At 45.8% G+C, this 12418-nt stretch carries 11 protein-coding genes; 8 read left to right on the forward strand and 3 right to left on the reverse strand.

All coding sequences use genetic code 11. The features are described 5' to 3' along the window. The first annotated feature begins 10 nt into the window (after positions 1-10). The 6 genes from LU297_RS06215 to LU297_RS06240 all read left to right on the forward strand — a co-directional run bounded on the left by LU297_RS06215 (position 11) and on the right by LU297_RS06240 (position 7098). Positions 11-1513, forward strand: coding sequence for an aminoacyl-histidine dipeptidase (locus LU297_RS06215; RefSeq protein WP_263075689.1), 1503 nt, complete (start codon positions 11-13; stop codon positions 1511-1513). Further along, positions 1510-1974, forward strand: coding sequence for a YcgN family cysteine cluster protein (locus tag LU297_RS06220; protein WP_263075690.1), 465 nt, complete (start codon positions 1510-1512; stop codon positions 1972-1974). The genes LU297_RS06215 and LU297_RS06220 overlap by 4 nt, the downstream gene beginning before the upstream one ends. A gap of 107 nt (positions 1975-2081) precedes the next feature. Continuing rightward, positions 2082-2945, forward strand: coding sequence for a CBS domain-containing protein (locus LU297_RS06225; protein WP_263075691.1), 864 nt, complete (start codon positions 2082-2084; stop codon positions 2943-2945). A 121-nt stretch (positions 2946-3066) separates the two neighbouring features. After that, positions 3067-4656 carry an apolipoprotein N-acyltransferase gene (gene lnt, locus LU297_RS06230; protein ID WP_432806242.1) on the forward strand — a complete coding sequence of 530 codons (1590 nt, stop codon included), beginning with the start codon at positions 3067-3069 and terminating at the stop codon, positions 4654-4656. Between the two features lie 103 nt (positions 4657-4759). After that, a complete protein-coding gene (locus LU297_RS06235; RefSeq protein WP_263075692.1) occupies positions 4760-5179 on the forward strand; it encodes a hypothetical protein in 420 nt (139 codons plus the stop codon). Positions 5180-5301: 122 nt separating this feature from the next. Then, positions 5302-7098: an aminopeptidase P family protein gene (locus LU297_RS06240; RefSeq protein ID WP_349773726.1), complete on the forward strand. Its 1797-nt coding sequence runs from the start codon at positions 5302-5304 to the stop codon at positions 7096-7098. Positions 7099-7160: 62 nt separating this feature from the next. On the opposite strand, the gene LU297_RS06245 is transcribed toward LU297_RS06240, so the two are convergent. The 3 genes from LU297_RS06245 to LU297_RS06255 form a co-directional block, all read right to left on the reverse strand. Beyond that, positions 7161-8597: an anthranilate synthase component I family protein gene (locus tag LU297_RS06245; protein ID WP_263075695.1), complete on the reverse strand. Its 1437-nt coding sequence runs from the start codon at positions 8595-8597 to the stop codon at positions 7161-7163. Positions 8598-8780: 183 nt separating this feature from the next. Then, positions 8781-9641: an SEL1-like repeat protein gene (locus LU297_RS06250; RefSeq protein WP_263075696.1), complete on the reverse strand. Its 861-nt coding sequence runs from the start codon at positions 9639-9641 to the stop codon at positions 8781-8783. A 268-nt stretch (positions 9642-9909) separates the two neighbouring features. Next, positions 9910-11142 carry a beta-ketoacyl synthase N-terminal-like domain-containing protein gene (locus LU297_RS06255; RefSeq protein ID WP_263075697.1) on the reverse strand — a complete coding sequence of 411 codons (1233 nt, stop codon included), beginning with the start codon at positions 11140-11142 and terminating at the stop codon, positions 9910-9912. A gap of 293 nt (positions 11143-11435) precedes the next feature. Between LU297_RS06255 and rpsL the strand changes: the two genes are divergently transcribed. Together rpsL and rpsG are read left to right on the forward strand one after the other, a co-directional pair. Continuing rightward, on the forward strand, positions 11436-11810 hold the full coding sequence (gene rpsL / locus LU297_RS06260) for a 30S ribosomal protein S12 (RefSeq protein ID WP_263075698.1): 375 nt from the start codon (positions 11436-11438) through the stop codon (positions 11808-11810). A gap of 121 nt (positions 11811-11931) precedes the next feature. Then, complete coding sequence (gene rpsG / locus LU297_RS06265; RefSeq protein ID WP_263075699.1) at positions 11932-12405, forward strand: 30S ribosomal protein S7; 474 nt, start codon at positions 11932-11934, stop codon at positions 12403-12405. Positions 12406-12418 lie beyond the last annotated feature (13 nt).

Raw genomic sequence — 12418 nt, forward strand, 5'->3', positions numbered from 1 at the left:
AGGAGCGGTTATGTCATTGAACGAACAAGCATATCAAGAAAATCTGGCAGTGGTGTCAGGGTTTGAGCCATCGTTATTATGGCGATGGTTTGCCCGCATTGGAGCGATTGCTCACCCAAGCTATCATGAAGAGGCATTGGCAAACGACATCGTTGATTGGGCAAAAAGTCAGGGCTTGCCTGTACGCCGTGATGCGGTGGGTAATGTTATCATTAACAAAGCTGCCACCAACGGTATGCAGGATATGCCAACGATTGCTTTACAAGCTCATCTGGATATGGTACCACAAGCCAATGCCGATACAGTGCATGATTTTACCAAAGACCCCATTCGTTTTCGTCTCAATCCTGACAATCCACAGTGGCTGATGGCAACTGGCACGACTTTGGGTGCAGATAATGGCATTGGCTTGGCAAGCTGTTTGGCGGTGCTAGAAAGCAAAGAGATTGCTCACCCAGCCCTTGAAGTGCTTTTGACCATGACCGAAGAGACTGGCATGGTGGGTGCGATTGGGTTGGCGGCTAATGAGCTGTCTGCCAGCATGATGATAAATACCGACACCGAAGAGATTGGCGAGGTGTATATTGGGTGTGCTGGTGGTATTGATGCCGATGTGAGTTTGCCTGTGGCGTATGAAGACAGTGATTTTGATGCAGCATTATCCATTAGCATCAAAGGCTTGCGTGGCGGACATTCTGGCATTGATATTCACAAAAATCGCGGCAATGCCATCAAGCTGATTGCCAGAGTGTTGGCGACATTGCAGCAGTCGGGCGGGCATTTTACCATCGTGCAGGTGCAAGGTGGTACGCTTAGAAATGCCATTCCACGAGAGGCGTCTGCCATCATCGCTTGCCAAGCTGAACAAAAAAATCAGCTTACCGTCAAAATTGAGGCGATTTGTCAGCAGATTTTTGAGGAAATCAAGCAAGCAGAATCGGGTTTCGTCAGTTTGGTGCAAGATACTCAGTTTGATGGCAGGGCAATCAGTACATCAGACAGTGATAAGCTGATTGGTTTGATGAATGCACTGCCTAGTGGTGTGGTGCGATACAGCGATACGGTAGAAGATACTGTGGAGACCTCATTATCGCTTGGACGAGTGGGTATTGTTGATGGTCAATTTGAGGCAGTGCTACTTGTGCGTTCACTGATTGAGTCTGGCAAAGAGGCAATCTGCACTGTGATTGACAGTATTGCTCGTTTGGCTGGGGCAAAAGCGGTGTTTGACGGTGGTTATGTGGGCTGGAATCCTGAACCAAACTCTGCCATCACTCAGCTGACCATCAAAGAGTACACCAAGATTTTGGGAACATTGCCACAGGTCAAGGTCATTCACGCAGGGTTAGAATGTGGTCTGATTAAGCAAAGCCACCCAAATCTTGATATTGTATCGATTGGACCTACCATCAAAAATGCTCACTCACCTGATGAGATGGTGGATATTGCCAGTGTTGATGTGTACTGGCAGTTGTTGGTGCGTATCTTGGCAAACATCAAGGCATCAGCGTGACATCTGCGGTTTTACGCCATAATTTTTGGCAAAATCATCGCCTTGATGAGCTAAACGATGCTGAATGGGAGGCGTTGTGTGATGGCTGCGGGGTCTGTTGTTTGGTGAAGTTTTTGGACGAAGATGATGTTCGCTTTACTGAATACACCGATGTGGCGTGCAAATTGCTTGATTGTCAAACAGGGCATTGTCGTGATTATGCTCATCGACAAACCCAAGTACCTGATTGCATCCGCCTGACGGTACAGATGTTGCCACAGATGATGTGGCTACCTAGACATTGTGCCTACAAAAGATTGTACTTGGGTCAATCTTTACCAAGCTGGCATCGATTGATGTCGGGTCAAGATACGCATCAGGCTGGTTTTGCCAAAGTCTCAGTGGCAGGCAGGTGTGTCAGCGAGCTTGATTTTGATGATGAACAAATCGAAGAGCGTATCGTGCGATGGGTGAAGATTTGAATTTTTTTGTCAATTTTGATGAAGATGCTTGAATAATATGTGCCAATCGGCTACATTGTACGATAATTTTTTTACCAATAGCTAAAAGAGGTTAGTCAATACCGTTCATGTCTGATGATTCTGGTAGTTGGTCGATGAGGGGGCTAAAACGCTGGTTATCCACCGCCCCTGAGACCCGTGATGATTTATTAAAACTTGTCCAAGATTCCCGTCAATTTTTGGAGCCTGATACAGTCGATATGCTCGAAGGCGTGCTAGATTTACCTGCCACGCAAGTACGAGAAATCATGACACCCCGTCCACAGGTTGCCGCCGTCAGCAGTGGCGATGATTTATCAGAAATTTTGGCGATGGTGCTAGAAACAGAGCATTCTCGCTATCCTGTTTTTGATAGTCAAGACGATAATGCGGTGGTGGGAATTTTGCTTGCCAAAGATTTAATCCCAATCCTAAAAGCCAAAACCGAAGGGCAAGACCATGCCCTAAGATTGAGTGAATTGGTACGAAAGCCCTTGTACATCAGCGAAACAGCTCGTTGTGATACGCTGTTAAGACTGCTCCAAAAAGCCCAAGTGCATATGGCGATTGTGGTTGATGAGTTTGGTTCTGTGTCTGGCGTGGTTACGATGGAAGACTTGCTTGAAGAGATTGTGGGCGACATCGTTGATGAGCATGATGACATTGATGAAGATAGCGACATCAATAACATCGTTCCACATTCTGAAAAATCAGGCGTATGGCTTGTGCAAGCCTCGACACTCATCAGCGACTGTAATGAGATTTTGGGCAGTCATTTTGATGACACCGATGTCGATACGATGGGTGGCTTGGTGATGCAAGCATTGGGTTCAGTCAGCCATCTAGAAGGCGAGGTGGTGCAGATTGACGATTGGCAAATCACCATTGTTGATGTTGATGGACGATTTATCCATCTGCTTGAACTGGTGATGGTGCCACAGCCTGCGGAATAATCTTAAAAAAATCCATCTGATGACAGGTGGATTTTTTCTTGGTAAATGGTCAGATATACTCGCTAAAATTGGCAAAATTTGCTAAAATCTATCCCAAATTCGTTATCAATATTCAACCCTTATGGCAACGCATATCCCAACTGGCAAATCCACCCCAAAAATTCTAAAAGCCACCAGTGCTCATCAGACCAAGACCAATTCAGGCTTACCAATAGGTATTTTGTTACTATTGGCATTGGCGGCAGGGGCGATGTTTAGTTTGGCGTTAGCACCCTATTATCTATACCCAATCGCCATCATTTCGCCAATGGTGCTGTATGCACTGCTGACCGCCAAGAATGATGGCAGACGAGCATTTTGGCTGGGTCAGTTTTATGGGTTTGGTACTTGGGCAGTTGGGGCGTTTTGGCTATACACCTCGATTCATGAATATGGCGGTATCCCAAATTATCTTGCTTTGATGATGATTGGGGCGATGGCTTTTATCATGGGACTGTTTCATGGTGTGATGTCGTGGGTGTTTGTGCGATTTTTGGGTCGTCAGCCATTGGCATTTGCAGGGCTTTGGGTGTTGCAAGAGTGGCTAAAAACTTGGCTTTTGACTGGATTTCCTTGGCTGTTTGTGGGTTATGCCTTCACCGAAGTAACTTGGCTGAATGGACTTGCCCCCATCACGGGCGTGTTTGGTTTAAGCTTCTTGGCGGTGCTGTTTGGGGCGGCGACCATCGAACTATTTCGCCATCGTGGGGGCTATATGGCGATTGCTGGATTATTGGCGATTGCCACAAGCATCATCTCTTATGTTGCTCCTGCTTGGACTAAGCCAACAGGCGATAAACTGCAAGTATCGTTGGTGCAAGGCAATATCCCCCAAGACCTAAAATGGCTGGCGGAATATCGCCTAGAAAGCCTAAATATCTACGCCAAACTGACCCAAAGTGAGTGGGGTAGAGATGTTGTGATTTGGCCAGAGGCAGCCGTTCCCATTTTTCAAGATGAAATCGCTCCTTTGCTGGCAGAGATTTACAACCATGCACACGCCTCGGGCAGTAGCTGGATTACGGGTATTCCTTATCGTGAAGAGGGGCGACTGTATAATGGCGTGATGAGTTTTGATGATAAGGTTGGCGTGTATCGTAAACAGAATCTAGTGCCATTTGGCGAGTACATTCCATTTTCAGGATTGTTGAATATTTTGCCAAATCTACCTGGATTGCCTGAACCATTTAGCAAGGGCGATGCAAATCAAGCCCCTTTGAGCATCAAAAATAAAGCAGCAGGCGTGGCGATTTGCTACGAAGTGGCTTATCCTGACACCACTCGCCAAAATGCCAAAAACAGCGATTTTCTTTTGACGGTTTCTAATGATGCGTGGTTTGGTACTTCGGCAGGGCCACTACAACATTTACAAATGGTGCAAATGCGTAGCCTTGAAAATGGTCGTTGGTTTGTGCGAGCAACCAATAATGGCGTGACAGCCATCATCAACGAAAAAGGTCAGGTTGTGTCTAGCTTACCGCAGTTTGTCCCAGCGGTATTGCGTGGTGAGGTGCTTGGCTTTGTGGGCAGTACGCCGTACGCCATCTTGGGGCATTATCCGATATTGGTGGTGTCGGTGTTGTTGATTTTGTTAAGTGGTGTTGTGCGTTTGACAGCAAATCACAGCTCATCTCGTGAAAAGCACTACACCGCCAATGGTGTGCGTGATTGATTTTGTAAAATAATTCCTTATTTGACAAAAGGAATTTTACAAAAAGCCATCGTTTGGTATATAATAGAGAAAAAATTTCCCAACCCATTTAGGCAGGTAACTTATGGCACATGATGCTTCTGAAAACAACCCACTAAAAGAATCACTAACAGCATTGGTTGGTATCGCATTATTATTGACCATCATTGGCGGTATTGCTATTTCGGCATTTTTGCGTCCAGCAGGCGAACATCAACCTGCCGAAGAAGCTGTGGCTGAACAAGCAGCACCAGCGGAGCAGCCAACAACTGAGCAGCCAGCCCAAGAAGAACAAAAACCAGCAGCCGAAGGCGAACAAGCAGCCCAAGCTGATGCCAAAGAGCAGGAACAACCAGCTTCAACTGACGCTAAGCCAGCTGAGCAAGCCAAGACAGATGACAAACAAGCTGAGCAAGCACAACCAGCTGAACAAGGCGAACAAGCAGCTCAAACAGAGCAGCCAGCCGAACAAGCACCAGCCAGCACCCAAGAAGAAGCCAAATAATCTAGTGATGGCTGATGAATCAAACCCTTGCATGACAAGGGTTTATTTTTTGCCAAATGCCATTGAATGTGGCATAATGGCAACTGTCTGACGATTTTGTTTTTTGTTTATTATAAGGAAATATTATGTCTTACTCTACCCAAATTCGTGAACGCTTGACCGCCGCTCGTGCCTTGATGGCAAAGCAGGGCGTTGATGCACTCATCGTACCGTCAGCTGACCCGCACATGTCTGAATACTTGCCAAATTTTTGGCAGGGTCGTGAATGGCTGTCTGGCTTTACTGGGTCGGTTGGCACTTTGGTTGTCACACAAGACTATGCAGGTCTATGGACGGATAGTCGTTATTGGGTACAGGCCCCAATTCAGTTGGCTGATACAGGCATCGAACTGCAAAAAATGCAAATCGGTCGTCCGACTTTTGCCAAGTTTTTGGCAGAGCATTTGACCGCTGGCAATAAAGTTGCCATTGATGGAGCGGTGCTTTCTTTGAACGAATATGACACCTTGACGGCTGCTTTTGCGGGCAAAGATATTGAGCTGGTGACTGATTTGGATTTATTGGCACAGATTTGGCAAGACCGTCCAACTTTGCCAGCTGAGCCGATTTATGCTCACCCAGCACAGTTTGTAGATACCAGCATTGCCCAAAAACTTGCCCAAGTGCGTGATATGATGGCAGAGCAGGGAGCGGATTACCATCTGATTTCTAGCCTTGATGATATTGCATGGCTGACTAATTTGCGTGGCAGTGATGTTGATTATAATCCTGTTTTTTTGGCACATTTATTGATTGGCAAGCAAACCGCTACTTTGTTCGTTGCCAAGCATAAATTAAACGATGAATTGACCACCGCTTTATCGCAAGCAGGCATTGAAGTGTCTGATTATGAGGCGGTTCATCAGGCGGTCGGTCAGGTTGGCGGTAGCTTGCTCATCGACCCAATGAGAGCAGCGGTTGGTACGATTGGTCAGTTGTCAGCACAGGTGCAACTCATCAAAGCCATCAACCCAAGCACACTGCTAAAAGCCATCAAATCCGATGCTGATATTGAGCATGTCAGAGAGGCAATGCGTCAAGATGGTGCGGCATTGTGTGAATTTTTTGTGGCTTTTGAGAATAAAGTCAATGCAGGCGAGGCGGTCAGTGAGCTTGATATTGCCGATATGTTGATTGAGGCACGCAGTCGTCAGCCACATTATGTATCGCCAAGTTTCGACACCATCGCAGGCTTTCGTGGCAATGGGGCGATTGTCCATTATAAAGCCACCGAAGACAGTTATAGCCAGATTGAGGGCGATGGTCTGATTTTGATTGACTCTGGTGCTCAATATCACAACGGCACTACCGACATCACTCGTATGGCAAGCGTTGGCAACATCAGTGATGATGAGAAAAAAGATGTGACTTATGTCCTAAAAGCTCATATTGCGTTGGCGACAGCTCATTTCCCTGTCAATTTCTCCTCAGGGGCATTAGATGTGTTGACTCGCAACCAAATGTGGCAACAGGGCTTGGATTATGGTCATGGCACAGGGCATGGCGTGGGCTATTTTATGAATGTCCACGAAGGCCCTCAGGTTATCTCCATCAATGCACCTGCATCACCAGAGCGAGTGATGAAAAAAGGCATGATTACCACCAATGAACCAGGGTTGTATCGTGAGGGCAAATGGGGTATCCGCCTAGAAAATTGCTTGGTCAATGTGCCAGCTGGCAGCAGTGAGTTTGGCGAATTTTTGAAATTTGACGAATTGACCCTATGTCCATTCGACACTCGTTTGATTTTGCCAGAACTTTTGACCGCCGAAGAGAAAGCGTGGCTTAATGCCTATCATCAGCGAGTGCATGATGAGCTGATTGGTCGAGTGGAGGGCGATGCCAAAGCATGGTTGATTGAACGCACTCAGCCAGTCTAAAAAGCATTGAATAAAAAAACACACCGCATTTTGGTGTGTTTTTTATTGCCGATGGTCATGAATTAGGCATGATGATTGATGAAATTTAGTATCACGCCCACTTTATCAAAGCATTCTTGATATTCGCTATCTAGGTCGGATTTGATGGTAATGCCACCACCTGCCCAAATCTGTGCTTGATTATTTGATTTTTGTAGGGTGCGAATCAAAACATTCCACACGCCTGACCCATCAAAATTCATGTATCCCATTGTGCCGCAGTATGCCCCTCGTGGGCTGACTTCTAATTCATGGATAATCTCGCAGGCTCGCTTTTTGGGCGTGCCCGTGATGGAGCCTGCTGGCAATGAACCTAGCAAAACCTCCAAAGCATGCACTTCTTTTAACTGAGCAACAACGGTGCTAACCATGTGATGTACATTTTTAAAGCTCTCAATGGCAAAGCGTTTGGGGGTTTTGACCGTGCCGATTTTGGCATATTTACCCAAATCATTACGCAATAAATCAACAATCATCAAATTTTCACTGATGTCTTTTTCGCTGGTTGCTAATTCTTGTTTTAGCATATCATCAATGGCGACATCGTCATGGCGTGGGCGTGTGCCTTTGATGGGCTTGGTCATCAGATGAATGTTATTATTTTCTTGATAAAATTCAAAAAACAGTTCTGGCGATACTGACAAAATCTCAAACAACCGTTCGTGGCGAGCTTGTCGAATCATGTCGGTTTCTTGCCCTTCACCTTTTGATAAACTTGGGGCGAACGGACAATCCTGATTTAGTTGTAAATACCCTGCAAAAGGGGCATTCATCGTATCTTGCAAAGAGGGTAAAATGCCAGATAGATTATCCAATGTTGCTTGCCATTGTTGAGTCAGATTGATTTGATAAGTATCGCCTGCCTTGATGTACTCTTGGGTGTGTTCAAAGGCATTGATGTACTCATGTTTTTGCCAAGCTGCGATGAATTGGGCGGATTGGGCATTGGGCGGATTTTTTTTGCACAAAACATCAAGCTGATGAATCATCTCATCAAAAAAACTCATCTTAGTATCCACACCGCATAACACAAATCCATCATTACTTGGTTTGAGATATAGGTCATAATGCCCCAAATAGGCACATGGTTGATTTGGTTTGATGGCGATATTGGCATTCAGCTGATGAGCGGCTAAATCATAGCCGACAAACCCCATCAGACCGTGTGCATAGTCGCCAGTTTCGGTGTTGGTGTTGGCAAAGGTATTGGCATAATCAATGAGTTCATGTTGCCAATCAGTATAAGTTGATGGATAAGTGTCTGTTTTTTGCTCACGAGTTTGCCTTTGAATATGAAGCGTGTCATCAAATAGGGCAGTCCATGACACCTTTGGACAAATGCCAATCACAGGGCGATGGTTATTATTCAAAAAACACACCTGCCAATCAGGGTGATGTGTGGCGATGAGTGCGGTGAGCGTACTTGGGGTGTGAGAGGTGGTGAAATGATGGGTAAGCATTGTTAAACGGTCAATAAAAGGCAAATTGTAAAACAAAACACCCAAAAACAAAAGTCCCTTTTAAAACAAACAGCCAAAAATCCATCACACACGCCAGTCACATCATCAACCCTCTTATTTATCAAAGCAAAGGCGGCATAGACCGCCTTTTGTAAAACTTATTTTATAAAGCAGATACTAACATCAGTAGCCCTGCTGATTTAGCTCCCTATACTTATCACAGCCTTGTTGCAATCCTAAATCACAGGCTTTGCCGTACCATTCTTTGGCTTCTTTTTTATTTTGACGCACGCCCCAGCCATTAGCATACAGCACAGCGATGTTATAGGTGGCTTTTGCATCGCCTTGTGCATAGGCTTTTTTATACCATGCCATTGCCTCGCTATGGCTTTGGTGGACGCCATATCCCTTACCATACATACTGCCCAAATTAGTTTGAGCTTCTGCAAGCCCCTGCTGTGCCGCTTGACGATACCAGCTCACCGCTTGGGCGTAGTCTTGTTTTACGCCATATCCTTTTTCATACATCACACCCAAATTATTTTGAGCCTCTGCACTCCCTTGTTCAGCCGACTTGCGATACCAGCTCACAGCTTGGGCATAGTCTTGTTTTACACCATATCCTTTTTCATACATGATGCCCAAATTATTTTGAGCCTCTGTATGCCCTTGTTCAGCCGACTTGCGATACCAACTTACCGCTTGGGGGTGGTCTTGTTTTACACCATCTCCATTGTGATACATATTGCCCAAATTAAATTGAGCATCTGCATGCCCTTGTTCAGCCGCTTTGCGGTACCAACTGATGGCTTGGGCGTAGTTTTGTTTTACGCCATATCCATTGTCATACATGATGCCCAAATTATATTGAGCATCTGTATCGCCCTGCTCTGCCAGTAGTTTAAAGATAGGGAAGGCTTGGGTATAATTTTGCTGTTCATAATATTGTATGGCTGTATCAATATCATCTGCCATTGCAGGGGCAAAGATGGCTAGACTGCACGCCAAAGTGATGGCGGATAGAGTGCGAGTAAGGTTCATCATTGTTTGTCCCTGGTATGTTTATTGGTGTGTCTAGTTGGTATGCTTAATTCATATCAAATCATACAACCCCTTGTTCGCCTCAGTCATGAGCTTATCGACTTATCGGAAGGGCGGAGTGGTTTTTTGTCATGGCTTGACAGACTGATTACGAACAAAAACCTGTGCTGAGTTTTGAATGAAATTGACTGTCGTTAGCACATTTTCCTATTTTTTTGTATATGAACAATGGGCAAAGCCCGTCATGACAACGGGCTTTTTCTTGGTTTGTTTATGCTACAAATTTTCTGACCACCAAGGCTGCGTTTGTTCCCCCAAAACCAAAGCTATTGCTCATCGCTGTATCGATGGCGGTATGGCGAGTTTGGGTGACAATGTCAAAAGGTTTTGCTCCTTCGTCCATCTGTGTGATGTTGATGGTTGGGGCGATGAAATTGTTATTTAGCATTAGCAAGCAATAAATAAATTCTTGTACGCCAACTGCTCCTAAGCTATGCCCTGTCATTGACTTGGTGGAGCTGATGGCTGGGGTTTTGTCCGCTCCACCAAAGACTGTGGCAATGGCATTAAGCTCGGTAATGTCGCCTAAGGGTGTTGATGTGCCGTGTGTGTTGATGTAGTCCACGGTGTCTAGCCCTGCCTGAGCTAGGGCGATTTGCATACAGCGAGTAGCACCCTCGCCACTTGGTGCAACCATCTCTGCACCATCTGATGTCGCTCCATAGCCGACAATCTCTGCTAAGATGGTTGCTCCACGAGCTTGGGCGGATTCTAGGCTTTCAACCACAACCATACCGCCACCACCTGCAATCACAAAACCATCACGAGTGGTGTCATAGGGGCGGCTGGCGGTTTCTGGCGTGTCGTTATATTGGGTACTCATCGCACCCATAGCGTCAAACATACAAGACTGAGTCCAATGCTCGCCCTCGCCACCGCCTGCCAATACCATGTCTGCTTTACCCAGCTGGATAAGCTCCATCGCATGACCAATGCAGTGGCTTGATGTGGCACAAGCTGATGACATGGAGTAGCTGATGCCTTTGATTTTTAGACCTGTGGCAAGCGTTGCTGATACTGAGCTTGCCATGACTTTGGGTACTGCCATTGCACCCACGCCACGCAAGCCCTTTTCACGCATGGCATCGACAGCGGTAACCACATCAGCAGTTGAAGCACCACCAGAGGCAGCCACCACCGCCACACGAGGATTGTTGGCGACATCTTCGACCGTCAAGCCAGCATTTTTGATGGCAGAGAGGGCGGAGACATAAGCATAAAGACTGGCATCGCTCATGAAGCGTTTAAGTTTGCGATCAATGCCTGTGGTGTCAAGCTGGCTTTGGTCAATAGAGCCTGATACTTGTGATTTAAAACCATAATCAGCATAACTTTGATTAAAAGTTAGACCAGATTTGCCAGACATGAGAGCTTCTTTAACGACATCAAGTTCGTTACCCAAGCAAGAAACGATGCCAGCACCTGTGATTACCACTCTTTTCATCATAAGATTTCCATTATTTTGTGTCAAAGTTTACACTTGTATTGTAACAAATATTTTATCAAAAGATAAACTTTTTATGCCAAAACGCATAAATTTTTTCATCAGCTTGTTTGTTTGGCTCATCGACTTTGGCGAATCTGCCATAGAAATATGTGTGCAATGCTTGAAGTTTTACCTATTTCATCTTATAATATACTGCCCGATAAAGGGTATATGCGTTATTATTTGGCTTATATTGTGTTAAGCCATTGATGAATAACGATTTTTTAACAACAACGGGAGAGAATTGCCCTATGGCAACTACAAACCAGCTAATCCGCAAGGGTCGCAAAACCATCAAGGAAAAATCAAAAGTTCCTGCGTTGCAAGCGTGCCCACAGCGTCGTGGCGTGTGTACTCGTGTTTACACCACCACACCAAAAAAACCTAACTCAGCAATGCGTAAAGTATGTCGTGTACGCCTAACTTCTGGTTATGAAGTTTCTAGCTACATCGGCGGTGAAGGTCACAACCTTCAAGAGCATAGCGTTGTACTAATCCGTGGCGGTCGTGTTAAAGACTTGCCAGGTGTTCGTTATCACACCGTTCGTGGTGCACTTGACTGTGCGGGCGTTAAAGACCGTAAGCAAGGCCGTTCTAAGTACGGTGCTAAGCGTCCTAAGGCATAAGCCTAAGACATTCATAAATTTGCATAGATAGGGTTTGGTGTGTCAAACCCAAATATGCAGTAAGGCTGGTTAGGAAACTAACCTCCTATACCAGACAATCCTGAAGAATAAGGAATATATTATGCCAAGACGTCGTGTCGTCGCTGCCCGTGAAATCCTACCAGATCCAAAATTCGGCAGCCAAACCATCGCTAAATTCATCAACCATGTGATGGTCGATGGTAAAAAATCAGTCGCAGAAAAAATTGTTTACGGTGCTTTGGAAGCAGTTGCTGCCAAAAAAGACATCGCAGACCCTGTGGCTTTCTTTGAAGAAGTGCTAGAAAATGTTCGCCCAACAGTCGAGGTTAAAGCTCGTCGTGTTGGTGGTGCTACCTACCAAGTACCAATGGAAGTACGCCCATCCCGTCGTACTGCGTTGGCAATGCGTTGGTTGGCAGACGCCGCTTCTAAGCGTTCTGAAAAATCAATGGCTCTACGCCTAGCTGGCGAGCTAAATGATGCAGCAGAAGGCAAAGGTGCAGCCATCAAGAAGCGTGATGATGTGCATCGCATGGCGGACGCAAACAAAGCGTTCTCTCACTATCGTTTCTAAGTTGATTTGGTGG

The organism is Moraxella nasicaprae, assembly GCF_025643275.1.
In the GTDB taxonomy this organism is placed as follows: Bacteria; Pseudomonadota; Gammaproteobacteria; order Pseudomonadales; family Moraxellaceae; genus Moraxella; species Moraxella nasicaprae.

Bases quoted from the DNA above. Each gene is read 5' to 3' on its own strand.
- LU297_RS06215 (WP_263075689.1), top strand. From the start codon at position 11: ATGTCATTGAACGAACAAGCATATCAAGAAAATCTGGCAGTGGTGTCA.
- LU297_RS06225 (WP_263075691.1), top strand. From the start codon at position 2,082: ATGTCTGATGATTCTGGTAGTTGGTCGATGAGGGGGCTAAAACGCTGG.
- lnt (WP_432806242.1), top strand. From the start codon at position 3,067: ATGGCAACGCATATCCCAACTGGCAAATCCACCCCAAAAATTCTAAAA.
- LU297_RS06235 (WP_263075692.1), top strand. From the start codon at position 4,760: ATGGCACATGATGCTTCTGAAAACAACCCACTAAAAGAATCACTAACA.
- LU297_RS06245 (WP_263075695.1), bottom strand. From the start codon at position 8,597: ATGCTTACCCATCATTTCACCACCTCTCACACCCCAAGTACGCTCACC.
- LU297_RS06250 (WP_263075696.1), bottom strand. From the start codon at position 9,641: ATGATGAACCTTACTCGCACTCTATCCGCCATCACTTTGGCGTGCAGT.
- LU297_RS06255 (WP_263075697.1), bottom strand. From the start codon at position 11,142: ATGAAAAGAGTGGTAATCACAGGTGCTGGCATCGTTTCTTGCTTGGGT.
- rpsL (WP_263075698.1), top strand. From the start codon at position 11,436: ATGGCAACTACAAACCAGCTAATCCGCAAGGGTCGCAAAACCATCAAG.
- rpsG (WP_263075699.1), top strand. From the start codon at position 11,932: ATGCCAAGACGTCGTGTCGTCGCTGCCCGTGAAATCCTACCAGATCCA.